Genomic DNA, 23,781 nt, shown 5'->3' with positions numbered 1-23,781 from the left:
CCCGTCGGGACTGAGCCACGACGGTCACAACGCGCGCTCCTCGGCGATCCGCTCGAAGGACACCTCGTGGACCGCGAGTCGGCGCCGCGACCGAAGCCGACGCAACGCGCTGAGTGGAACCACGTTGGAGACCACGTCGACGTCGGGCATCGGGGCGCTGGGCCGGGTGAATCTGACACGCAGAGCGAAGAACTCGCGGCGGATGGTGCGCAGCACCCGCAGACCGTCGCTCACGGCGTTGAGGTTGCTCTCCCCGTGGATACGGTTGGCCTCGTAGCTGTGCACCTCGGCGATCTTCATGCCGTGGGCGGCGACGCGGACGTTGATCAGCGTCTCGATCTCGAATCCGTCACCCCACTGCGGTTCGGTGGTGGCGATGTCGGGCAGGTTGATCGGGTCCAGGCAGTGCCGCCAGAACGCGTTGTAGCCGTAGCACAGGTCGGTGTACCTGGTGGTGAACAGCACGTTGACCAACGCGTTGAGGCCCCAGTTGCCGGCGCGGCGGATCCGGGTGATGTCGTCACTGCCGCCGCCGGAGATGAAGCGCGAGCCTTTGGCGAAGTCGGCGCCGGCGACCAGTGCGGCGACAAATCGCGGGATCTCGGCCGGGTCGGTGCTGCCGTCGGCGTCGATCATCACGATGATGTCGCCCGAGGCGGCGGCGAAGCCACAGTTCAGCGCGTTGCCCTTGCCTTTGCGGGTCTGGCGCAGATGCACCCCGTCGGGCCACAGTTCCCTGGCCACGGCGACCGTGTCGTCGTGAGAGCCACCGTCGACGAAGACGATCTCGTCGATGTCGGCGGGGATCCGCGCGGCGACGTGCGGAAGGTTCCGCGCCTCGTTGAGCGCGGGGATGATCACCGAGATCGTGGGGCGGGGCAGGTGAGGGGGCACCACGTCGCGAATGCTGACGGGGACTGTCATTGCGGGCTCTTCCATCGAGTTATCAGGACGTCTGGCGTTCGGATGCTCGGTCGGTTCAGCGGCCATCACGGTGCGCGCGGCCGCTTCTTGACCTTCGACCAACCCGCGACGGTTCGGCTTTTGAGTTCGCTGGTTGATGGCGCAGCTAATTCTTAGCACGTCCTCACGTCGATCGGCACCCCGGGAACGCAAGTCATGACACAGATCACACTCAGGTCACCTAGATAGATTGCCAAAATTGCTCTGCTCCGACATGTAAATGTCTAACTGTGCAGTTCGGATGCAGTTATAACCACTTCGTAAGATTTAGCCTACTGGTTGCCAAATCTGCAGTCTGTGTAGTGAAACTGAGATCCGAAAGCCCCCGGACGGCCAATTTCGGCCGCTAAAACAACCCAGTGGATGAGATTTGAGCACGCTTTTACGACGATGCTGGCACGTCAAGGAGAGACGGAAGTCACGCTTTCAGCACTCCGGACTCGTGGTAGCCACGGTCCGTGTTGACCTGCCACGGGTCCACGTTCTCGCCGAAGTATCGGCCGACGCTGCGCAAGGCGCTGAGCATCGCGTGGTCCTGGTTGTCGTAGTGGTGCATGCCGTTGCGTCCGATGGGATGCAGCGACGGGTACTCGCGCCGCAGGAAATCACGGATCCGGGCGACACTTCTCTCCCGGGCCGGGTCGTACACCGGGTACGCGAACTCGGACCGGACGATCATCACCCGTTGCACGGCGGAGTCGTCGACGCCCAGCACACGAAGGTCGGCTCGCACGACGCTCTCCAGTCGATCGTCGTCGGCGGTCCACAGTTCGCCGCCCGGACCGACGAAGTACTCGAATCCCAGGAAGGTGCCGTCCCAACCCTGCGGCGCGAGGTCCCGCGACCAGCGCCCGTAGTTCTGGATGCGCCCCGCTGTGAACGTGGCGCTGGGGGTGTACACCCAGTTGTAGGGAATGTCGTAGGACTTGCCCAGGGCGACGGCGACGGTGATCAGCGCGCGGTGCCCCAACGCCGCGGCGACGGCCTGGATGTGTCGGGGCGGTGCCGGGTCGAGGGCTTCGACCAACAACCGCAGCGGCATGCTCGAGAACAGCGCATCCCCGGACACCGTGTCGCCATTGTCGAGTTCCAGCGTCCACATCGTGCCGTCGAAGCGCACCGCGCCGACCCGGGCATCAAGAGTGGGCACCACTCCCATGCCGGCCAACGTCGACGCGGCGGCTTCCCAGAGTTGACCGGGACCGAGGCGCGGATACCGGAACACATCCTGGTCGACGGATTCCGCGGTCTTCGAGCGCCAGTCGATCGGCTTGATCCGTTGGTTCGCCCACTCGCTGGTGATGTGATCGGGGTCGGCGAGCCAGGTCTTGCGGATGTAGCCGTCGAAGAACAGGTCATACCAGTAGCGGCCGAACTCGAACGTGCCCCATTCGCGGAAGCTGGACGACTCGACCGCCTGGCCCCGAATCCTCGACCACACCAGGCTGCTGAGCCCACGCAGGCCGCGCCGATATCCCATCTGGTTCAGCAGGTCCCGCCCGACGAGCGGGTACTGCACGTAGTGCCCGTCGACGAGCATGGCCGAGCTGCGCTGCACCGAGATCCACTGGTCGGGCGGCAGCAGTGACTTCCAAAGATCAAGGACCTCTTCGCTTCTGGTGAAGAAGCGGTGACCGCCGGCATCGACGCGCCAGCCGCCGTCATCGGGTGTGCGCGCCAGGCCACCGACGTGTCCCGACGCTTCGTAGACCCGCGGCTTCGCCGCCTGTTTCGCCAACGCGAGCGCAGCGGTCAGCCCGGCCGGTCCGGCGCCGATGATCAGCGGCGTCCTACTCGCGTCCATGGTCAGCGCCTATCGGCCGTGGAGTTGGGGATAGCGCCGGAAGTTCTTGACCAGATCGTCGATGTCGCGGCCGGTCAGTTCGTTGAGCGGCGTCGTCAGGAAGACCAGGTGCGCGTATTGGCTCTGCACCGGCAGGAAGCCGCTGAGCAATTGCTCGGGAGTGGTCCGGATGACCATGTCGACATCGCCGATGGCGAACGCGGATTTGATGTCGCAGCCGTCGCGCTGGGCTTTCTCATGGGCGGCTTGCATCTCGTCGTTCGCGTCATACGCGGCAAGGACGTTGATGCGGAAACCGTCACCGGTCATCACCTTCTCCGCGGCGCACGCCGCAGCGAGGTAGTCGTCGGGCAGCAGATCCCGGTCGCCATGCAGCCGCACACTGCAGACCGCGGGATCAAAATGCTCCGGGATCAGCGACGAGAAGAAGTGGACCGATGCCGCGTAGACCCCGACCAACTCGACGTCGGTGCGGAGAAGGTTCGCGCGGCTCAGGTTGTACACCGTCACCGTCTGCACGCCGTTGCGCTGCAGCGCCAGCAGAATCTCGATGACCTTCTCCGCGCCCCGAAGGTACGCGTCGACGAAGGTCTCGTCGTTGGTGTTCGCCCAGCGTCGCAAGCCGTCGGGAATGAGACCCACGTGAGCTGGTACGTCGTACACGAGATCCCCTAGCTGATAGCGCTGTACAGCAAACTTAGTCCTACTAGCGTCAATTAGTCGATGAACAGTGAGAATCGTTCTCCGGCAGGGAAATCAACTCCCGCTGTGCCCGGCGCCGGGACGTGCACACGCAAATTCAACGGCCGACACCGCTCAGTCCTCCGCGGATTTCAGCACCGCCAGGATGGTCAGAATCAGTATTTTGAAGTCGAGATTCAGCGACCAGTTCTCGATGTAGTAGTTGTCGAACTCGGCCCGGTCGGCGATGGAGGTCTGCCCCCGCAGTCCGTGCACCTGCGACCACCCCGTGATGCCGGCCTTCACCCGGTGCCGGTCGCCGTAGCGCCGGATCTGCATCTCGAATAACTCGACGAACTCCGGCCGTTCGGGTCGCGGCCCGACCAGGCTCATGTCACCCTTCAGCACGTTGACCAACTGCGGCAGTTCGTCCAGCGAAGTCTTGCGCATGATCTTGCCGATCTTGGTGCGCCGATCCTCTCCTTCCACGCCCCCGGGTGCGGCCCCTTCCTTCAGTTCGAAGTCGGCCTTGGCCGGATCCAGCGGGCGCATGCTGCGAAACTTCAGGCAGCCGAACACCTTTCCGTCGCGGCCGATGCGTTCCTGGCTGAAGAAGATGGGGCCCGGTGAACTGAGCCTCACCAGCAACGCGAGGGTGAGGAACACCGGCGAGATCAGCAGCAGTCCGAGTGCGGCAGCCGTCCGGTCCATGGTGTGTTTGACCGCGAACTGCCATCCCTTCGGGTCGGTGCGGGTGAGCACGATCAGCGGGACCCCGCCCAGGTGCTCGACGCGGGCCCCACTGCCGACGGCGTCCATCAGCCGGGGCACCACCCGCACCTGCATGCCAAGGTTCTGCGCCAATTGGGCGGTGCGCGCGAGTTCCTCGTCGGACACCGACGACGGCGCGATGATCAGATCTCCGGCACCTGTTGCCCCGGCGGCGATCTCGAGGTTGGCGGTGGTCCCGAAGTAGGCCACGTCGAGCGGGTCCCCGTCCGCCGGGCGCGTGTCGTCGAGCAGGCCGACGGGATGCAGGCCGTAGTCGGGGACCTGACGCATCCGGGTGACGAGTTGGTGGGCGATGGGCCCGGATCCGATGATCAGCGTCGGTGTCCCGAACCGGTGCTTGCGCCGCAGATACCGCTGCATCAGCGAGCGGGTCAGTCGGACCAACGGGATCAGGATCACCGCACACGCCCAGACCCGGATCATCAGGTCGCTGGGTCGGACGTAGGGCACAACCGTCTGGCCGGTCTCGAACGGCGGCACCAGGATCAGCATGATCGTCAGCGTCGCCAGCGTGGCCACGGCAACCGAGGTCATCACCGGTTCGAACTCGTCGAGGAAACTGTGGTTGAGCCTGCGTCGGTACACCGACCGGGTGGCGAGAATGACGACAAGCAGGGGTATGAACGCCCACGAGACCAGGGCGATGTTGCGCTCTTCGACGGGCCCCGCGACCCACCACTGTGCGAACAGCACCGCCCAGAACGCCGCCCACACGTCAAGGCCCACCGTGATGGCCACGTATCCGGATTCGTGGCGTAGGCGATCCATGAAGCCGGATTTCGATTCGGCTTCAGCGCGGATCGGCGACACAGCCTTCAGGCGCGGCGTCGTGGCGCGCGTGCTGGGCGTGTAACCCGTCGTCTTGGTGTCTAGCTGCATTGCGTGGGGCCCCCGGGGATGACTCTCAGGGGTCCAACTTTAGGTGTGCTGGTGGGGTGATGCGCTCAAATCAACCGGCTGGTCACAGAATTTGCTCAAGTCGTTAGCAACGTTTAGGGACCCGAGTTTGCTACGCGTGCGCCGCTTAACGCTTTCGACTGGCCCCCGCGCTGAAGATACGTTCGGCGGCCAGTGCTGCGAGATCGGTCAGAACTTGGACGTGTCCGGTTCCCCACAGTCGCGGTTTCGTGTCGTAGACGCACAGCGTGCCGATACCGTTTCCAGCGTGGTCCATCAGAGGTATGCCTAAGTAGGCGACCAGGGTGCCGTCCAGGACCGCCGGATGGTTCTTGAACACCGGGTCAGCGCGGGCATCCTCGAGGATCAACGGTTCGCCGTTTGCCACCGCGTATTGGCAGACCGATTTGTTGAGTGGCGTCTGTCTTTCCTCTGGAGTTTTCAGATCCAAGCCGGCAGAGCTTTTGAAGAATTGCCGGTCGACGTCCACCAGGGACACCAGGGCGTAGGGCGCATCCAGGGCGTCGGCGGCAGCGCGGGTGATCCGGTCGTACACCGCTTCCTGCGGTGAGTCGAGCAGTCCGGTGGCATACAGCGAGCGCAACCGCTCCGGGTTGGTTATGGCGGCAGAAACGTCGGGCATCGCCGAAACGGCAAACACGCCCGACTCGGACAGGTGGGTCATGAGTTCGCCGAGGGCGGGGTTCTTGGCGTGCCTGAGGTCGGCGACCATCCGGGAGGCCACCGCGTGGGCGACGTAGGTGTCGACGTCTTCGCCGACGTGGAGAGCACACTCTGCGAGCAGGCGGGTGAGCCACTCGTCGAACCCGGGCACATTGCTGGTCACGGGTTTACGGTATCGGAAATTTCGCTGGACTAGCTATCGATGCCTCGGTTGTTCGAAACCGGCACCGTCGAGCCAGACTCCTGCCGGCGCGCACGGCAGTCCGACGTCACCGAGGTGGAGGATGCCCGCGGGTGCTGCGGCGACGTTGAAGACGGCGTTGACCGCAGGCATTGCAGTCATCGTGTCCCATTCGTGGTTGCCCCAGTGCTCCGGCGGGACGAATCGGATGCGGGTGTGGACTTCGGGTTCACCCTGGATCACGACCTTGTAGTGGTCATCATCAAAAACCCAGTCGCCGTTGAGTTTTTTCGTCAGGTACCACGCCACCCGCGACTCCAGGACAGTCTTACCGTTCACCTTGGCGTTCCAGCCGCCCCGAATAGCGGCGATCGTGTCCTTCTCCATGCAGAACCAACCGAGATCAACTGTCTCAGAACCAGTCTGGTGGTCGATGACAAACTCCATCTCATCGACTTCGAACCCGAGCGCCGCCGCCATGCGCTCGACGGAATCGGCGAAGGTGCTGAAACCGAACTTCGCCAACGCCGCGACTTCCGGCGTCGCCTCGGGCAGTCCCATGCCCAACGCCTGCCATGTCTCGGCGGACTCGTAGACGGAGACGTCTGCGGATTCAGTGATGGAGATCTTCTGGACGTCGCGGCAGACGGCCGTCATCGCGGCGACCATGGTGTTGATCCAGCCGGGATTGACGCCGGTGATGTACAACGAACTGCCGCCCTGCTCGCATGCCGCAGCCAGCTTCTCCTTCGTCTCACCTTGAATACCGCCGACGTTGAGGAACAAGTTCGTGCTGATGACGTCCAGCCCGCTACTGAGCAACCGGACTGCGTGGTCGAGGTCGGCCATGAACGGGGTGTACAGGACGGTATCGGCGTCCAGGGCGATGAGCGCATCGATGTCAGTGGTCGCGAGTACTCCGGTATCTGGCCGACCGCACAGTGGTCCGGCGTCGGCGCCTGCTTTGTCCTCGGAATAGGCGTACACACCGACCAACTCGAGTCGGGGGTCGTCGATGATGCCTCGCAAGCTGAGCTTGCCCACCTTGCCGGTAGTCCACTGAATGACGCGCCGCTTGTCCATTCCACCCCTGCTTTTCACCATGAGTAATTACTAGACGATTTGTCTCGTTAATGGAATGTACAACCTAGGCTGGCCACATGGAAGAAGTGCAGCGCCGTGGTCGCCCCCGCAGCCAGGCGACGCACGCCGCCATCCTCGACGCCGTACGCGACATTCTGATTACCGGCGGCTACGCCGAAGTCTCGATGGACCGCGTTGCAGCTCGAGCCGGGGTGGGCAAACAGAGCCTCTACCGCCGCTGGCCTTCCAAAGCGCTTCTGGTGGCTGAGGCGGTGACTGATGCCTACGGGCAGAGCTGGTCATTCGATCTGCCCGACACCGGCGACCTCGAGGCCGACCTCCACGTATGGCTACACCGACATGCCGCGTACCTCAGCTCAGAGCGCAACGTCGCGCTCAGCCGAGCCCTGGTGGTCGCGACAGCCGACAATCCACTGGACGGCGAGGCTCTGTACAACCAGCTTTCCGGTCCACACCACAGTGCACTGTTGGCTCGGCTCGGCAGCGCTGCAGCTGCGCGCGAGATTCGGCAGGACGCCGACTTGAACGCGGCGGCAGAGGCGCTCATCGGCGTGACTGTGTACCGCATTCTCGGTCGCGTCAGCACCATGGACGAGACGGTGAGTCACCTCGAGGGATTGGTCGCCGTATTGCTCACAGGACTGCGGGCTCAACGGTCAACCTCGCCGGCAACGTAGCCTTTGTCCGTGGATCTTCTGTTCGATGCCCGGCATGTGCGCCAGAGCGGCATCGGTACCTACATCCGCATCCAGTTGCCCCACCTGGAGGAGGCCACCGCCCGTCACGGTCTGTCGCTGGGCGTCCTGGCCGACCCCGACACCGTGCCCGATCTGCGCCCGAGCACCCGGGTGGTCCCGGCATCACCTGCGTCCGCGGCGATGTACTCTCCCGCCGAGCAGTTGGTGTGGCGGCGTGCGTTCGCTCAGGTGCGCCCCCGCGCGGTGTGGCTGCCGCACTACCCGTACCCGCTGGCCCGACTGCTGCCCGGCAATCGCCGGATGCTGACCTATGTCACCGTGCACGACACCATCCATCTGCTGCCCCGCGACATCAGCGGGCAGAGCTTGGCGCGACGCACCTATGCGCGGGTCATGCTGGGTGCCGACGCCCGATCGTGTCGGCGGATCTTCACCGTGTCCGAGGCGACGGAAACGACGCTGACGGGGATCGCGCGCTCCGCTCAGGTCCTGGTGACGCCGATCCCGGTGGACGAGGTCTGGTTCGAGCCCGCCGATCCGGCTCTGGTCCCGGTCAGCGGGCCGTACCTGTTGTATGTCGGAAACACCAAGCGGCACAAGAATCTTCCGCTGGTGCTCGAGGCATTCTCCGGTCTGGCGTCGACCATCCCGCACACGCTGGTGATCGCCGGCGGCGGAGCCTCGCTGCGGACGCTCGACGATCGGGTGCAGCGCCTGGCCGAGGACAACAGCGACCGGATCGTGCTGACCGGGCAGGTGGACTTCGGGGTGCTGCGCGCGCTGGTCGCATCGGCGGACCTGTTGATCATGCCGTCGCTGTACGAGGGCGCCGGGTTGCCGCCGCTGGAGGCGATGGCCTCGGGCACCGCGGTGCTGTCGTCGAGCATCCCGTCCCTCAGTGAGACGTGCGGCGACGGTGCCGAGTACTTCGACCCGCATGACCGCGACGGGTTGGCCGAGTTGATACGCCGGTACTGCACCGACGACGCAGCGCGGGCCGACCTGGCCGCGCGGGGTTACGCCCATGTGCGGCAACGCCAGAAGACGATCTCCCCGACCGCCGCGGCCGATGCCATCTGCTCAGATCTGGCCGGTCGCTGATGAAAGTATCCCGGCGGGCGCTGCTCGCAGGCGCTGCGGCCGCCACGGTACTCGTGGGCTGCGGCAGGACACCCGCCACCGTCGACGTCCGTGACTTCGGGGCCCGCGGTGACGGCGTCGCCGACGACTCTGCAGCGATCCAGGCCGCGGCCGCGGCGCTGCAGTCGGGCGATACGCTGCATTTCTCCAGCGGGACATACCGATTCGCGCAGCGACATCCACCCGGGGACGCCGCGGTCACGCTCACCGGTCTCACCGGTGTGGCCGTCGAGTTCGACACCGGCGCCGAGCTTCTGATGGACAATCTTGATCCCGCCACCCGCACCGGCACCAGCCACGGTCTGCTGGTGCGCGGACCGGCATCCGGAATCAGGTTGCGCGGGGTGAACATCCGGTGGGCGTCGGCGGCGACGCGGTCCTTCGGTGACGGGATCAGGGTGCAGGGCCGGCCCGGCCCGCACACCGGATGGTCCGCAGTACAGTCCGTCTCCGGAGTCACGTTGTCGGACTGTGTCGTACAGGGCAGTCCGCAGGCCGGAGTGATCATGATGGGCGTCTCAGACATCACCGTGTCCGGTCTACGGGTGGCCGACACCGGCGCGGACGGACTGCACTTCAACGCCTGCCAAAGCGCCCGGGTCGACGACTACAGCGCGGTCGACGCCGGCGACGACGGGTTGGCGCTGGTCACCTACTTCGCCGAGGCGCCGTCGTTCGACGACGCCGCGTACACCTTCGCATTCCCGTCGCTCACCGAGTGGTCCAACACCGACTTCGTGGTCACCGGCGTCGACGTCGCCGGGGGTTCGGCGAACGGGGTCCGGATCGCCGGTGCACACCGCGTCACCATCGGCGGTCTGCGCGTCGACGGGACGCGATCGGGTGCGGCGGTGATGATCGACTCGGCCGAACCCGGCGCCGATGTCGGCTGGAACTACGTCGCCAGCCGCAACGTGCGCCTCGGCGACCTCACAGCGACCCACTGCGACACGGGTTTTCATCTGCTGGCGCGACCGGGTACGGCCGGCGATCGGCAGTTCACCGACTTCGATGTCCATGTCGACGGCGCGCGGGTCGACGACTGCAGCAACTGGTCGGTGCGGGCGGAGTCGCTGACCGAGCCCCCGGTCAGCGGCCTGCGCTTGCAGAACTTCACCGTGTCGGCTACGTCGACCACGGGCGGCAACGGTGGTGTCGGGATCGGTAACGCCGAGGGAATCCTGCTGAGCGCCCTGACGATCCGGCACACCGAGTCGGTGGTGGCGTTGCAGGCCGTCAACGCCGGTCGGCTCGCCGTCGACTGGCTCAGTGTCTCCGTCAACGGCGCTGAACAGCCCACCGGGTCGCCGTGTGTGTCCCTCGACGGGTCCGAACTGGTTCCCGCCGTTCACTGCTCCTGAGGCGGACGGATCCGGGCGAGCAGCGTGCTGCCGACGGTCAGCAGCAGCAGGAAGATCACGATGCCGTAGATCAGGATCTGCACCCGCCACACTTCGAGGAAGCAGTAGGCCACCACACCCGCGGACGCCGCGATCACGGGGCTGAAGCTGAAGATCCTCGCGAAGGCGTAGCCGGCGACACCGTAGGCCAGGATGGTGTAGAACCAGCCCCACGTGCCGTACTCGGAGTAGGTGTCGGCGAACACCGAGTTGGTGAAGAAGTTCCCGGCGAAGCTCACCGAGAAGCCGTAGGTCGCCGCCTGTTTCCAGCTCTCGTCCTTGGTGATCTTGTTGAACTGCAGGAAGGTCGGCTGCACCGCCTCCAGCGAGGTCGTCACGCTGCCCGGCTTCTCCCACGCACCACGCGCCACCGCGTCGGACACCCCCAGCGACACCTGCGCCGGCACGGCCAGGTAGGCGCCCATCTGGTAGACGTTCATCTCCACCGGGTTCGAGATCCCGGCGTCGCGGTAGTAGTTCGCGTTGCGGATGTAGTTCAGCGCGGTGAGCACCCCGAACCCGGAGAGCACGATCAGCATCACCGCGATCCACGCCCGCGCCGGCGATCCGCCGCCGACACGGGGTTCGCGGCTGCGGACCCACGCGGCCAGATACACCGCACACGCCATCATCAGCGCCAAACGTGAGGCGATCATCGCGTTGGCGACCAGAAGCAGCACCGCGGTCACCATGTACGGCCACCCGATCACCTTTTTGCGCCACAGATACACCCCGATCGGCGCGGCCAGGATCGTGGCGTACCGCAATGTCTGCAGGCCGGCGAATCCGGACAGCGCATTGCTGAAGTCGTTGGCGGTCTGCTCGCTGAGTGAATCGACGATCGCACCGAGACCGCCGACCTTCATGAACGAGTAGCCGACGCCGACGGCACCGGCGATGAGCACCACGAAGAAGTAGCGCCGCTCGAACCAGGCGGTGTTGGTGCGATCGGCGGCGGTCGCGGGCCGGGACCGGTGGGTGCCCCACCAGAACCCGACCATCGACACCATGACGATCGCGCAATACCAGAGCAGCAGAAGGGAAATGCCGCGGCCGCTGACGTGCGCCGGCGCCGAGAATCCGGTCAGCGCCTCCGACATCGCCTGGGATCGGTCGAGTTGGTGGCGGGCGGTCAACAGGTACCACGCCAGAAAGGATCCGATCACCGGGGCGAGGATGAACACCGCAGGGGTGAACCACGCCGGCGCCCGACCCGACATCCCGCTGTTGCGGATACCGGATTCCAGGTCGGTGTCGGTGAGCGTCATGCGCTGAACCGGTCCCGCACCCGACGCAACCCGAAGGCCGCCGCGTAGTCGGGCGCACCTCTGACCGCGGCGAGGTGGTAGAGCACCGCGGTGATCATCTCGGCGACGACAAACGCCGCGAAGATCGCTGCCGGGGTCTGCACCACCACCAGGAAGCCGACGCTGATCACCAGATAGATGACCGTGCTGGCACCGCGGATCCAGAACACCAGCACGGTTCGGCCGGCCTTGCGCAGCGCGGCGAACGGCACCGTGGACACCAGCATGCACGCTTTCCACAGGCACGCCAGCAGCAGCGCGGCCGCGCCCACCTCACGCCACGCCGGCCCGAAGACCAGGCTGCCGAGTCCGCCGAACGCAGCCACCAGCACCACGACCATGCCGACGACGAACACCGCGACGAACAACCTGAGTTCGCCGCGATGGCCGTGGGCGAGCAACCGGTACCTGCCGTAGGCCAGGATCGGTTCCAGCGCGCCCGCGACGGTGGAGATCACCCGGAACGTGACGGCGGCCAGCGGTCCGACCATGACCAGGACCAGCGAGGTGATCGCCGGCTGAACGGCGCCCACCACCGCCGTCTCCGCGGTGACCCAGCCGGACCGACGCACATCGGGCGGAAAACCGGAGTGCAGCAGCGACTTCCGCGGCCGGTAGCGGACGAGGACCGCCAGCAGCGCTCCCACGGCAAGCACCCGGACGCTGTGCGGGTTGTCCTGGTCGGCCATCCACAGCGCGATCACGCTGGCGACGATCAACGTCGTCGCGGCCAGGCCTTCGCTGCGCCACTCGCCGCTGACCACTCCGATCGAGCGGGCCATCAGCAGGCCGGTCATCACCCCGATGGCGCTGGCCATCAGCACCGCCGACGCCGCGACGGCGGGCCCGAACACCAGCAGCGCGCCGCCGATGACGGCGGCCGCCACCACCCACCACGGCATGATCGGCTCGCCGGTGGCGCCGGGGGTGGCGAGGCGTCCCTCGACGATGAACGCGTTGAACAGTTGCGCGACGTACACGCCGACGACCAGTGACAGCGCCAGGACGCCCTGTGTCTCGATCGGCGCGATGCGGGCGTAGATGGCGATGAAGATCGCCGGGTAGACGTTGAGCGCCAGACCGGCCGCGACCTGCACCGCGGTGTGCAGGTGTCTGCTGTCAGGCACGGCCGGACCGGTCAGTCATGGCTCGAGAGCGCCTGCGTGATGACCGCGGACATGTTGTGGCGGAACGCTTCCGGTGAGAATTTCTCGGCGTGGGAGCGGATCGCGACCGGGTCGAATCGGCTGCTGTCGAAGGTGGCGAGTTGTTTGGCGAAGCCGCTGACCACGTCGGCCTCGCTAGCGTCGAAGACGAAGGTCCCGGTGACACCGTCGACGACACTGTCGAGTGCGCCTCCGACACCGAGGGCGATCACCGGTGTGCCGCACGCCATGGATTCGACGGGGGTGATGCCGAAGTCCTCCTCCCCCGGCATGACCATCGCCTTGGCGCGGCGGTACAGGCTGCGGAACTCCTCGTTCGACACCCGACCAGCGAACGTGACGTCGCCGCCCTCGGCGAGCCTGCGACATTTGGCGGCGTCGCGGCCGTCACCGGCGACCACCATCTTCACGCCCGCTTCGACGGCGGCGCGGATCGCGATGTCGGGGCGTTTGTAGCCGACCAACCGCCCCGCCAGTAGGAAGTAGTCCTCGCGGGTCTCGGTGGCGTCCGGGGTGTAGAAGTCGACGTTCACCGGCGGGTGGACGACCTGCGCGTCGCGATTCCACTGCCGCAGGATCCGTTGCGCTACAGCCGAACTGTTCGCCACCACGGACGTGATCTTCGGGGCGGCACTCAGTTCCGCCTTGATCGCGAGCCGGGCCAGCACATCGAGCGCCAGATGGCCGGCCCGTGATGTGGCTTCCTGACGGCGCATGTTCTCGTCCCACGCCCACCGCGCCGGGGAGTGCACGTAGACGACCGTCGGCGTGGACGCCGCGGCCTCGACGGCAGCCACCGCGAACGCGTGGTGGCTGATGACCACCGCGTCGACGGACCCGAAGTCGCGGCGCCGCAACCACCCCGGCACCATCGGCAGCAGCGGCGCGTAACTGCGGTAGCCCGCCATCCGGTAGGCCCTCGACAACTCCCCGGTGCGCACCTTCGATCCGAACGAGGCGTCGACCCGCGGGTCGACGATCGGAATGCTGATAGGCGCGTCCGGCCACTCCCGGGACAGTTCGGCGACGACGTGCTCGGACCCGGCGATCTCGGTCAGCCGTTCGTGGACGAGCGCAAGCCTCACTTGGCACCCCGGCCGTTGGTGAACACCGCCACCACCGGCGCGGAACTGGAGGCGCGCACCGAACGCAGCGCCAGCGTTTGCGCCACGGTGTCCTCTTCGATGCGGGCCACCAGCACGATGTCGGTGGCGGCGCCGATGACCTCGGGTGTCACCGCCGGGTCCCCCACCGCGCCGCCGGCGATGACCTGAGTGGTCGCCGATTCGGTCGAGCCGGGCGACGAATGCAGTCCCGACGACAGTGCCGCAGGCTGACTTTCGGCCGCCGCGGTCTCCAGCAGCGACGCCACCACCGCACTCCCCGACGACGATGACGCACCGACAACGAGGATCACCCGGGAGGGCCCCGGGGACGGACATTGGGCATACAGCGTGCGGGCGAGGCGCAGCTGATCGTCGGTCCAGGCGTCGCGGGCCGGAATCCCGAGGTCGACGGCAGGCAGCAGCACGCCGTCGACGCCTTCGGTCAGCGTCTTGACCACCGAGCCGCGACCCGACCGGCGTCGCCGGGCCAGCAGCAGCGCCACCGCGCAGCCGCCGCCCGCCAACCCTCCGAGCAGCGCGCCGATCACCCACTGCTGGGTGCTCACCGCGTTCGGTGTGGGCGGCTGCACGACGTCCAACGTGGCGGCCACCGCGGCCTGCAGTTCGACGCTCTCGCGGACCCGTTGCAGCTCCTGCATCCGCACCGGGTCCGCGCCGTCGGCCTGCCGCCACCCCTCCAGCGCGGGCAGGATGGTCCGCAGCTGCGCGTCGGCGCGCTGCTCGAGCTGTTGGCGGTACAGGTCGATGGCGGCCTGCACCGTCCGGACGGCGTCATCGTCGGAACGGGCGCTGTAGCTGATGGTGATCACCGAGGACTCGCTGGCCTGGGCGACGTTGAGCGCCACCGACTGGTCCTCGGCCATCTTCCGGGTGACGGCCTCAGCGAACCCGTCGCCGGTCAGATAGGCGATCTCTCCGGCGACGAAGGTGGCGGTGTTGTCCTGATTGTCGGGGGTGATCTGGCTCGCCCCACCGGCAATGGCAGTCAGATCCGCGGGTGCCTTGAGCCGCAGAAACGCCGTTGCGGTGGTGTCGGCCCCCAATGCAGCAAACGCCAGAGCGCCGACGAGCGCCCCTGCGATAACGCCTATGACGGCACCGATCAGTAATTTTGTTGCGACTAAACGCGATTCCAGCGACGACATGGTCGCAATCGCAGACGCCGGCACTTTCGGCGCGTTGGCGGACAATTCTGCGGCACTCCATCCTGGATTCGCGATGCGCTCCATATGTTAGTTGCGCCAAGGGGATTAGCCGGGCCAGACACCAAGATTGAGTTTCAGCCGATATCCGCACCGCGCACGGTCGGCGGCGCGTTTTCCGCGTTGCACTGCCGTTTGCCGGGTAATGTTCGGCGCCAGGAAGTGATTCGGGAATCTCTCACTCGGGGCGGTAATGGCGGAGTCTTTTCAAATCATGGCGATCCGTCGGGCAACCAGCCTGCTGCTGTCGGTGATGCTGATCGTGGCACTGGGCGCGCCTCACGTCGCGCACGCCGAGCCGCTGAACTCCGACCCCGCCGCCGGCCCGGACGTGTCGCTGCCGTGGACCGGCTTGGGCCTGCCCGACGAACTCACATTGGTCGGCGCCAACACCAGCCAGGGAGTGTCCCTTCCCGTGCCGTCCGGGTTCACCGCCACCCGATTGCGTGGACTCCTCAACTCCCCAGTCGATTTCGGTGCCGGCTTCGTGGAGATCACCGACAGCACCGGCAGGTTCCTCGCCACGGTGAACCTGCCCGAGGTGGTCCCGGAGCAGGTCGTGGTGCCGTTCGACGTCGACATCTCCGCAGCGCAGGTCAGGGACTCCGAACTGGGACTGTCGTTCACGGTGCGCCAGGCCGGCATCCCGGTCCAGGAACGGTGCGGGCTCGGTGAGCGTCTGCTCATCAGCGATCTGGCCGCGGTGTTCGCCGGGGTCGAGCAGGCCCCGACGACGATCGCGTCGTTCTTCCCGCCGGTGCTGCAGCGGGTCACGATCTACGCACCGGTCGACGCCGACGACGCCGAGCAGCAGGCCGTTCTGACGTTGGCCTCGGCGGTGGCGCGGATGTACCGGCCGCAGACGACTGCCCTCACCGTGGTCACCCAACCGCGGGGCGCGACGCCTCCCCCGGCGCCGCAGCTCACGCGGGCCATCGTGGTCGAAAACGGTGATGCGGGAATCACTGTCGTCAACCCGGACCGGGCGGACGTCTTCCTGAAGGTGACCGGCCGCGGCGGCGAACTCACCGATCAGGCGTCGCTGGTGGTCAACGAGTTGCAGTCACTGGCGCAGGTGTCGACGGTGCGCGTCGAACAGGCCGGCTCCAGTGCCAATTCCGAGGCCGACGAGATGACGTTCGAGGAACTGGACATCAGCGGGGAGAGCACGGTCCTGCGGACGGCGAGTCTGGCGGTGGGTGTCGACCGGTCTGCGTTGGGTGCCCGCATCGACGGCTTGACGGTGCATCTGCTGGCCACTCATACCCCGGTCGCGGACCTGGATTCGGCGAGCATGACGGTCAGCGTGGGGGGCCAGGCGGTGCACACCGCGGCGCTGGACAACACCGGCCAGGTGGATGCCACTTTCGAGGTTCCCGGTGAATTTCTCAGGCAGCGCATCAATTTCGACTTCGACCTGACGTTCAGCCCGCGACAGGTGTGCAGTCCGACGATCGCGCCGATGACGTTCCAGCTCGATCCCCGGTCGACGCTGACGATGCAGCGCGGCGGGCCCGCCGGTGACGGGTTCGCCGCGGTGCCCTCGGAGTTCAGCCCGGAGTTCCTGGTGGCGCTCGACGGCAGTAACCCGAACCAACTCGACTACGCGTCGCGGGTGGTCGCGGACATCGCGCGGCTGACCGGTTCGCCGCTGACGCCGCGGGTGGTCGACGTCAGCGCCGCGGCCGACGCCACCACCGCTGCGTTGATCGTCGCGAATTCCGCGACGATGGAGCGGACGTCGGTGCGCGCGCCGGTCGGCGGTGAAAGTGCCGATGTCGCGGTCGATCTGCGGAACCAACTGCGCGCCGACATCAACAGCGGGCTGGGTTCGATCCAGGTTTTCGCCGACCAACCCCGCGACCGCACGGTCGTCCTGGTCACCACCAGCGGAGCGTGGTCACTGCTCGATCCGCTGCTCGGCTACATCGATCAACTCCCCAACGGCTGGTCGAGTCTGGATGGCAACGTCATCGCGGCCGGCCCGGAGGGCACCGTCACTCAGCTGTCGATCGGGTCGAGCGACGATGCGGCGGCGGCACCCCAGGAGGAGGCGGGCCTGCCCACCTGGCTGGTGATGACCGCGGGAATTGCGGTGCTGGCCTTGGTTGTTCTGGGGGCGGCATTGTGGTGGCGCCGGCGTGGGAGTGCGTAGCCGGAGGAGCCCAACGCCGCAAGCTGTTCCGCGGGGTGATGTGCTTGTGCGCCGGCCGATTGTCGACGGGTACGCGAAGCCTGCGACAACGGACCAGCATTCCGCATCGCCGCAAGTATGGCGGCCGCTAGTCGAATGTTGTTGGAAAGGCGGCGGAGCAATCGCAAGCCAGCGAGGCAGAGCCTATCCCCCGGCTGCAGACCGCTTTCGGCTCAGTAAGCGCCGGAGTGGCCGAGCATCGCCTTGACTGTCCGCAGGGCGATCAGCAGGTCGGAGATCATCGACCAGTTCTCGACGTAGAACATGTCCAGCCGAACCGAGTCCTCCCAGGACAGGTCCGATCGCCCGCTGACCTGCCACAGGCCCGTGATGCCGGGACGGACGAGGAGTCGCCGCCTGGCGTAGTCATCGTAGGACTTCACCTCGCTGGCCAGCGGCGGACGCGGTCCGACAACGCTCATGTCGCGTTTGAGCACGTTGATGAACTGTGGCAACTCGTCGATGCTGTACTTGCGCAGGAACTTCCCAACGGGAGTTACTCGAGGATCCTGGCGGATCTTGAACAGCACCCCGCCCTCGCTCTCGTTGAGCGAAGCGAGCTTGCCGACCATCTTGTCAGCACCATCGACCATGGTGCGGAACTTGATCATCTCGAATGGATTGCCGTCCAACCCGATCCGTTCCTGGCGGTAGAAGACCGGCCCCTTGCTGGTGAACTTCACTGCGATGGCAACAGCCAGCAGGATAGGCAGCCCAAATAGCAGCACCGAGCCGGAAAAGACAACGTCGAACAACCGCTTCTGAAATCTCTTGGCGCCGTGATATTGCGGCTTCTCGACGTGGATCAGTGGCAGGCCACAGACGGGCCGCATCTGCAATCGCGGGCCTGCGACATCAACGACGCCTGGGGCGACAAGAAGGTCGATGTCGAGCTTTTCAAGCTCCCACGACAAGTCTCGGATTCCTCGGCCGTTAAGCCGCTCGGTTGCAGTGACAGCGACTGCATGACTGTTTGTGGCGGTGACGGCCCCGACAACGTTGGATTCATCGCCGAAGGTGGGTATGGTCCCGACACCCGGAATCTCAAGCTCGGTGCGCGGGATTGGGCCGGGAATGCAGGCGCCGACCACCTGATACTCAGACTTCGGCTCGCGTGCGAAAGACTGGGTCAGATCACGCACCGCTGAGGCGCTCCCGACCACGAGCACCCGAGTGATGCAACGTCCCTGCGACTGACGTACGTGCCGGATCACCAGACGTGCGAGGTACCGGAACAAGATGAGGAAGGTGATGCCGGCTGGCAGCGCAATCACGAGATATCCGCGCGCAATCTCGAGCTTGAAGAGCATGGAGACGATGGCTACGCCGCCGAAGACTGCGAGCGTGGCCAACACGACGCGCCGGTATTCTTCGGCGCCCGTGCCGATGACGCGTGGAGAGCGAGAGTGATTGATCGACAGCGCCGCAAGCCAGATAACGGCGATCGCGACCGACACGAGCGCGTAGTCAAGGTAGCGATAGGTCGATACCTCGCCGCTCAACCCACCGAAACGCAGCCACTGTGCGAGGCCCACCGCTAGTGCAACAGCGACCACGTCGATCGCTACAAGTCGCCGCGCGTACCCTCTTTGCCAAGCCGGTAGCTTGGCCGGAATCGTAACGATGTTTGCTGAAACTTCCAGCCGATCGTTTAGCGCCGTCATATGTCCCCCCAGACGTTCTCCCCTTAGCCTGGAACTTTAGCCCACAGGTTGTGGACTTCTCAACCGGAACGGAGATGTTCGCTCAGCAACGCAGGAAAGACGCTCGGTCCGCTGATCTCCCGGTATCTGCCGCGCACGTTCAACGGCTGGAGAGTGACACTGCAGTCGAGAGCGTAGCCGCCGAAACTTTCAGAAGCCTACGTAGCCGACTTTGTTTGTTCGCGCCTGCGAAGCTAGTCCGCCCCGCGGACGGAAACCCTGCGGCAGAGCTCAAGTATCGGTTGAATCTGGTCGGAAATTTGAGACCCAACCGCTGCAAAAACGTCCGCACTCTGACCGATTGGGTCGGCGATATCAGGCGATTCGCCTGCAACCAATTGGGGGCGAAGCGCCACGAGGTCGCCAATATCCCGCGCGTTGAACTCGGACACGAGGCGCGCGGCCTCGGTCAAAGTGAATGTTCTGTGTAGCAGTCGTGGGGCGACACCCAGCACCGTGTCGCGGTGAGCCTTTGTCATGGTCAGCACGAGATCCGATCCGGAGGCGATCTTCGGTGTGAGCTGTCGCGCCATAAAATTGCTGGATTCGCCACCCAACCTTTCTAGGATCAGGGCTGCGTCATGATGAATCGGGTGGGCAATCACCGCGCGCGTCCCAGCGCTCGAAGTTCTTAAGTTCGGGATCCGAAGACGTGCGCCGTACGCGGCAGCCAGTCGCTCTGCGGTCGGCGACCGGCAGATGTTTCCAGTGCACACAAACAGTACGTGCAGGGCTTGCTCCATTCCTTAGGCAGCGAACAGTCGTGGTGTGGCGTTTCGCTGGCGCTTCCCCTCAGTATCCGCGACTTCACGGGCGCTCTCTGCGCTTTTCGGGCTACACGTAAAGGACGCGCTGTATAGACGCCACCAATCTGGTGCATGATGCCAGTGTGTCGCTTTGTCTGTCTGCCGTCAGGAACTACACAGGCGGAAGAAGACATGGCATGCAGATTTAGTGGTGGCTCCTAGTTGCAGTCCGATTCGACCCGCAACTCAGTCCTAATCGCTGAGAAGCCACGTGCCGACGCGAACCACTTACCCGACTCGCGCGGTGGAGCTGTGCTGCGATTATTCACCATGTCCTCGAACTTGATGAACTCGCACCCATTCAGCGGCGAAGAATAGTCCGTTGGGTTGCTGTGCAGTGGCACCAAAGCCGTCAAAACCGACGCCGCACGGCCCCCCAAGCCAAGACCGATCTTGTAAGTTCCCCGACCATCAATCCGACCTGCGCTCCGGCGGCGGCCGCCACCAGTGTTCCCCAGGTTACTGCCGCTAACGAGACGGGAAAGCATAGAAGCTTGAGTGTGGTCGCAACCCGCAGCTCGCCGTTTGCGCGAAGGAAATAGCCCGCCCCCGTCGCAATCCCCATAGCACCCAGCGCAAGCGCAGTCGGCAGCACAATCGCCTTCGCTGCCGCGGCACTTTCTCCGAGCAGCAAAACTAAGTACTCTTCGGGCACGAGCAGCCATATCCCGCACGCTAGAGCGCTGACAAAACAGAATGCGGAAAAGACGATACAAATGCGGACCGCCTCCACGCGGGCCCCCACCGCAACCCTCCGGACTAGTACAGTCGCAACTGGGCCGCCGGTCCCTCGCATAACTAGCGTGACCGGCATTACTAGCGTTTGCGCTGCCTTCAACGCGCCAGCCGAGCCTATGCCAGATACCGCCGATACAAACAGAATAACGAACTGCGCCAAACCCGCAGTCACCCCAAAGTCTGTGGCAAATGTAAGCCCGCCACGCCAACGGGAGCGTAACCACGTGAACCCCATTCCGAGTCGCATTCTAAGACGGAAAATCACGATCGCACCTGCGGCGTGAATTCCCGAGGCTGCCGCCCAAACCGAAAGGTACCCCATCACCGTAGGTTCTGAATTCGTCACGAATACAGCGCCACCTATGACTGCTGACAGCGCCAAGCAGTCTAATAGCAACGCCGCAAAGTGCCTGCGTGCAGCCACCAAAGCAGTGCGGAGGTGCTGCTGTAACGAAGTTGGCAATAAGAGCAGAGCCACCCCAAATAAAACGCTTTGTATCAGGCTGCTACTAAGAATTTGATGGGCACAAATCGCGGCAAGGAGCGCGACAATTGAGAAGAGCGACGCAATTATCAGGACCGCCGTCGCCGATCCGATAAGCATAGGGCGGGCTGTATCCGGTGCGTAGCTTTCCCGAGAAAATAGGAAGACGTCCGCGGTAAAGCTTCGCGTCGTCCCGAGCAGCAATCCCTGGACCGCCAAAGTCACCGCGAATACACCCAGCGAATCGGCGGTCTGCGTGCGTGCGACGGCAATAGTGAGAAGAATCGAAGCAAAACCTGCTACGACCTGCGCAGCGACGGAAGCGAAAATTACAGCACGGCTTCTGATTTTGATCGTGCGCCCTCTGATATCGATGCTGTCATCCTTTCCACACCTACAGCGCACGTCGTTCGTTCAGCATTCAATCTCTAGATACGATGACTTCATTCGTTTGCCGCCGTGGTGAACGCGCAATTCGATGCCCGGGCCGGGCATAACCAATTGCAATCATCATGATGATCAACTCATTGTCCGGAATGCCAAACTCTTTCCGAACCGCGGAAGCCTGCTTATTTCGCACGCTCATGTTAAGCATGCACGAATCGACTCTGAGTGCATGAAGCGCCCACACAAGCGACATGGAAAAGATGCCGCCCTCGATCCAAGGCTGATTGCGCTCACCTGCTGCCGAGAACATACGGGTGTCAACGGTAATCAATCCCACAACTGGGATCACGTATCGGAAGCCACTGTTGCCGTTCTGATGCGCAAGGATGCGGGACACATCATCTCCGCGAAAGAAACGGACTCGCCAGGCTTGCCTGTTGCATACCGATGGAGACTGCAGTGCTAAAGCAACGGCGCGGGTTAAAGTTTCGTCAGGTACCTGAGCTGAATCAAAATCACGCACGCTACGCCGTGATCGAAAGAATCCGTCGACATCGTCGATTTTATGCTCATGATGTTTGGCTACTGGTGCAATCTCGTCCGAGATGACACCGTCGCTGTTCCAGCGCTGAAGTGCCCGCTGCGCGCTCTCGGCTAGCGCAATCACATCGTCCACCGCGACGTCGTCGCGGCCCACAAGGATGTTGCCTTCGATGCGCTGTGCCACTGCGGCTCCAAAGGGACGCTTTGGTTTTGGCAATGCCAAACCCTTCTCGATCCGGTGATAGTCCTTTATTAGCTGTGCCTCCAGATTTGTCGAACCGACTGAGGCCCGGCATATCATCTCACCGGGGAGATAGTGCCGGGCATACCTGCGGCGGTCTGAACGGAACTCTGAACCCAGGACGAGCCGACTACGCAAGCTCAGAAGTGCTGACACGGCACGCGCGGGAAGGACGCGTTTCACAAGACCCTTCATGCTTGCTCTGTCCCCCCACTCCTAGACGCTTTGATAGCACTGCTGATGATCGAGGGATCACCACACGAAATTTTCATCAGACTGCAACACCACCCCAGGTAATTTTTGCGTGATCTGCGCACGAATCTTTTCATTCATCCCGTGGAGTTGAAGAATCCGCTCGACCGTAGCGGCGCCTAGGCTCGGGCCCGTCTGAACCACCAGCTCTTCCAAGTCGAACAACGCAAGCATTCCTTCAACTTTTCCTTGGGAGCCGAACACGATCACGGGAGTACGCATAGTCAGCGCAAGGATCGCCAGGTGCATTCGTCCGGTTATGACAAGCGTCGCGGTAGCGGCTAACGCCTGCACCTCGTTGGGCTCCAAGACGCGATCAACTAGTTCCACGCTCCGGTCCGCGACTAACTCGAGCACCTCTCGGGAAGCTGCAAGATCGTCGTCGCCTTCCCGAAACACGTGTGGGACCATAATCACCTTGTAACCGAGCAGTAGGAGCTCACGGATTATTGGGACGTACTGATCGGACAACCCGTGCCTTTTGCGAAGCAGCCCACTGACATTCAGAAGTGCCACGGGCGAGGAACCCGGCGGGCTACCTGAGCTGATCGACGCGCAACAGCATCGATGTCTAAGTGAGAAAACTGTGTCAGGGACTAGGCGAGCGGCGATACCCGCAGCGGTCAACCGGTCGAGCGAATATTTGTCTCTCACGTACAGAGCTACCTGCCCGCTCAGCCTCCGGTAGGCACGCTCGATAACTGGATGCGGAGCAGGGCTCCAACTGAACCCGATGATGCGAGCTGGCGTGCCGAGTCGCAACGCCAGCCTAAGCGCTTCCGTCCGAGACCAAGCCTCACGAAGGTTGTAAGCCCCGTCCAAAATGTCGGCGCCAATAACCACGAGCGCTTCGGAATGGCTTACCAGTTTGCCGAACTCGCGGATCCGTGAAGGTGTGACTTGGGGTCGACCTTGAAAGAGTCCCTCGAGCACATGGACTTCGACGCGACTGGAAACGTCGTCAGGCACCGCGAGTGCACAAGGTCGCGGCATCACGACCTTGATTGGCCCGGCCGTATTTCGCAAGAAGGACTCGAACATTGCCTGATCACCGATGTTGCCGCCACCGAACGTCGTGATGAGCAGCACCCCACGTCGTTCGGCGTCAGAGTCAGGTCGCACGGTCCGGTACCAGCAACCCTCCAGCCAGCGAAACAACGCCGTGTCCGCAAATTGCCATAACCGCGCCTTGATGGACGAGTGCCACACCCGAAGACTCCCCCTGATCCAGCCAACGCTCGATCCTTGTCTGCCGCTCCCGCGAATTCCCCTGGTCGCTCGGTCACG

At 64.4% G+C, this 23,781-nt stretch carries 18 protein-coding genes; 4 read left to right on the top strand and 14 right to left on the bottom strand.

The window, feature by feature from the left end:
• Positions 1 to 24: 24 nt before the first annotated feature.
• The 6 genes from ABDC78_RS07435 to ABDC78_RS07410 form a co-directional block, all read right to left on the bottom strand.
• On the bottom strand, positions 25 to 924 hold the full coding sequence (locus ABDC78_RS07435) for a glycosyltransferase family 2 protein (RefSeq protein WP_178360965.1): 900 nt from the start codon (positions 922 to 924) through the stop codon (positions 25 to 27).
• 457 nt (positions 925 to 1,381) lie between these two features.
• Positions 1,382 to 2,767, bottom strand: a complete 1,386-nt coding sequence (locus ABDC78_RS07430) for an FAD-dependent oxidoreductase (protein ID WP_178360966.1) — start codon at positions 2,765 to 2,767, stop codon at positions 1,382 to 1,384.
• A 9-nt stretch (positions 2,768 to 2,776) separates the two neighbouring features.
• Positions 2,777 to 3,430, bottom strand: a complete 654-nt coding sequence (locus ABDC78_RS07425) for an undecaprenyl diphosphate synthase family protein (RefSeq protein ID WP_347133360.1) — start codon at positions 3,428 to 3,430, stop codon at positions 2,777 to 2,779.
• A gap of 153 nt (positions 3,431 to 3,583) precedes the next feature.
• Positions 3,584 to 5,119, bottom strand: a complete 1,536-nt coding sequence (locus tag ABDC78_RS07420) for a sugar transferase (protein WP_178360968.1) — start codon at positions 5,117 to 5,119, stop codon at positions 3,584 to 3,586.
• Between the two features lie 145 nt (positions 5,120 to 5,264).
• Entirely contained in the window at positions 5,265 to 5,984 is a 720-nt protein-coding gene (locus ABDC78_RS07415; RefSeq protein ID WP_347133359.1) for a GAF domain-containing protein, read from the bottom strand.
• A gap of 33 nt (positions 5,985 to 6,017) precedes the next feature.
• Positions 6,018 to 7,085, bottom strand: coding sequence for a hypothetical protein (locus ABDC78_RS07410; protein WP_178360969.1), 1,068 nt, complete (start codon positions 7,083 to 7,085; stop codon positions 6,018 to 6,020).
• A 77-nt stretch (positions 7,086 to 7,162) separates the two neighbouring features.
• Here ABDC78_RS07410 and ABDC78_RS07405 point away from each other — a divergent pair, with 77 nt between their 5' ends.
• Genes ABDC78_RS07405 through ABDC78_RS07395 form a run of 3 tightly spaced genes read left to right on the top strand, consistent with a single transcriptional unit; the run spans position 7,163 to position 10,305 of the window.
• On the top strand, positions 7,163 to 7,783 hold the full coding sequence (locus tag ABDC78_RS07405) for a TetR/AcrR family transcriptional regulator (protein ID WP_178360970.1): 621 nt from the start codon (positions 7,163 to 7,165) through the stop codon (positions 7,781 to 7,783).
• 9 nt (positions 7,784 to 7,792) lie between these two features.
• The gene (locus tag ABDC78_RS07400; RefSeq protein WP_347133357.1) at positions 7,793 to 8,905 is read left to right on the top strand and encodes a glycosyltransferase family 1 protein; all 1,113 of its coding nucleotides are present in this window, start codon (positions 7,793 to 7,795) and stop codon (positions 8,903 to 8,905) included.
• Entirely contained in the window at positions 8,905 to 10,305 is a 1,401-nt protein-coding gene (locus ABDC78_RS07395; RefSeq protein ID WP_178360972.1) for a right-handed parallel beta-helix repeat-containing protein, read from the top strand. The genes ABDC78_RS07400 and ABDC78_RS07395 overlap by 1 nt, the downstream gene beginning before the upstream one ends.
• Here ABDC78_RS07395 and ABDC78_RS07390 read toward each other — a convergent pair.
• The 4 genes from ABDC78_RS07390 to ABDC78_RS07375 are packed head-to-tail and all read right to left on the bottom strand — an operon-like array spanning position 10,293 to position 15,089.
• The gene (locus ABDC78_RS07390) at positions 10,293 to 11,612 is read right to left on the bottom strand and encodes an O-antigen polymerase (protein ID WP_256736308.1); all 1,320 of its coding nucleotides are present in this window, start codon (positions 11,610 to 11,612) and stop codon (positions 10,293 to 10,295) included. The two genes, ABDC78_RS07395 and ABDC78_RS07390, sit on opposite strands and share 13 nt — an antisense overlap.
• A complete protein-coding gene (locus ABDC78_RS07385; RefSeq protein ID WP_178360973.1) occupies positions 11,609 to 12,778 on the bottom strand; it encodes a hypothetical protein in 1,170 nt (389 codons plus the stop codon). The genes ABDC78_RS07390 and ABDC78_RS07385 overlap by 4 nt, the downstream gene beginning before the upstream one ends.
• An 11-nt stretch (positions 12,779 to 12,789) precedes the next feature.
• Entirely contained in the window at positions 12,790 to 13,902 is a 1,113-nt protein-coding gene (locus ABDC78_RS07380) for a glycosyltransferase (RefSeq protein ID WP_178360974.1), read from the bottom strand.
• Positions 13,899 to 15,089 carry a hypothetical protein gene (locus tag ABDC78_RS07375; protein ID WP_178360975.1) on the bottom strand — a complete coding sequence of 397 codons (1,191 nt, stop codon included), beginning with the start codon at positions 15,087 to 15,089 and terminating at the stop codon, positions 13,899 to 13,901. Before ABDC78_RS07375 ends, ABDC78_RS07380 begins: the two co-directional genes overlap by 4 nt.
• A gap of 271 nt (positions 15,090 to 15,360) precedes the next feature.
• On the opposite strand from ABDC78_RS07375, the gene ABDC78_RS07370 reads away from it, so the two are divergent.
• Positions 15,361 to 17,301 carry a hypothetical protein gene (locus tag ABDC78_RS07370; RefSeq protein ID WP_178360976.1) on the top strand — a complete coding sequence of 647 codons (1,941 nt, stop codon included), beginning with the start codon at positions 15,361 to 15,363 and terminating at the stop codon, positions 17,299 to 17,301.
• 212 nt (positions 17,302 to 17,513) lie between these two features.
• On the opposite strand, the gene ABDC78_RS07365 is transcribed toward ABDC78_RS07370, so the two are convergent.
• From ABDC78_RS07365 to ABDC78_RS07350, 4 genes are all read right to left on the bottom strand, one after another.
• On the bottom strand, positions 17,514 to 19,004 hold the full coding sequence (locus tag ABDC78_RS07365) for a sugar transferase (RefSeq protein ID WP_178360977.1): 1,491 nt from the start codon (positions 19,002 to 19,004) through the stop codon (positions 17,514 to 17,516).
• 233 nt (positions 19,005 to 19,237) lie between these two features.
• Complete coding sequence (locus tag ABDC78_RS07360; RefSeq protein ID WP_178360978.1) at positions 19,238 to 19,786, bottom strand: low molecular weight phosphatase family protein; 549 nt, start codon at positions 19,784 to 19,786, stop codon at positions 19,238 to 19,240.
• Positions 19,787 to 21,492: 1,706 nt separating this feature from the next.
• Entirely contained in the window at positions 21,493 to 22,185 is a 693-nt protein-coding gene (locus ABDC78_RS07355) for a nitroreductase family protein (protein ID WP_178360979.1), read from the bottom strand.
• A gap of 309 nt (positions 22,186 to 22,494) precedes the next feature.
• Positions 22,495 to 23,703, bottom strand: a complete 1,209-nt coding sequence (locus ABDC78_RS07350) for a polysaccharide pyruvyl transferase family protein (RefSeq protein ID WP_178360980.1) — start codon at positions 23,701 to 23,703, stop codon at positions 22,495 to 22,497.
• Positions 23,704 to 23,781: the final 78 nt, after the last annotated feature.

The sequence above is a fragment of the Mycobacterium sp. DL genome (assembly GCF_039729195.1).
In the GTDB taxonomy this organism is placed as follows: domain Bacteria; phylum Actinomycetota; class Actinomycetes; order Mycobacteriales; family Mycobacteriaceae; genus Mycobacterium; species Mycobacterium hippocampi_A.
This window is presented reverse-complemented; position numbering and strand designations above follow the sequence as displayed.

Excerpts from the sequence above, each read along its gene's own strand:
- ABDC78_RS07435 (WP_178360965.1), bottom strand. The coding sequence starts at position 924 with ATGACAGTCCCCGTCAGCATTCGCGACGTGGTGCCCCCTCACCTGCCC.
- ABDC78_RS07430 (WP_178360966.1), bottom strand. The coding sequence starts at position 2,767 with ATGGACGCGAGTAGGACGCCGCTGATCATCGGCGCCGGACCGGCCGGG.
- ABDC78_RS07420 (WP_178360968.1), bottom strand. The coding sequence starts at position 5,119 with ATGCAGCTAGACACCAAGACGACGGGTTACACGCCCAGCACGCGCGCC.
- ABDC78_RS07410 (WP_178360969.1), bottom strand. The coding sequence starts at position 7,085 with ATGGACAAGCGGCGCGTCATTCAGTGGACTACCGGCAAGGTGGGCAAG.
- ABDC78_RS07405 (WP_178360970.1), top strand. The coding sequence starts at position 7,163 with ATGGAAGAAGTGCAGCGCCGTGGTCGCCCCCGCAGCCAGGCGACGCAC.
- ABDC78_RS07395 (WP_178360972.1), top strand. The coding sequence starts at position 8,905 with ATGAAAGTATCCCGGCGGGCGCTGCTCGCAGGCGCTGCGGCCGCCACG.
- ABDC78_RS07390 (WP_256736308.1), bottom strand. The coding sequence starts at position 11,612 with ATGACGCTCACCGACACCGACCTGGAATCCGGTATCCGCAACAGCGGG.
- ABDC78_RS07375 (WP_178360975.1), bottom strand. The coding sequence starts at position 15,089 with ATGTCGTCGCTGGAATCGCGTTTAGTCGCAACAAAATTACTGATCGGT.
- ABDC78_RS07370 (WP_178360976.1), top strand. The coding sequence starts at position 15,361 with ATGGCGATCCGTCGGGCAACCAGCCTGCTGCTGTCGGTGATGCTGATC.
- ABDC78_RS07365 (WP_178360977.1), bottom strand. The coding sequence starts at position 19,004 with ATGACGGCGCTAAACGATCGGCTGGAAGTTTCAGCAAACATCGTTACG.
- ABDC78_RS07360 (WP_178360978.1), bottom strand. The coding sequence starts at position 19,786 with ATGGAGCAAGCCCTGCACGTACTGTTTGTGTGCACTGGAAACATCTGC.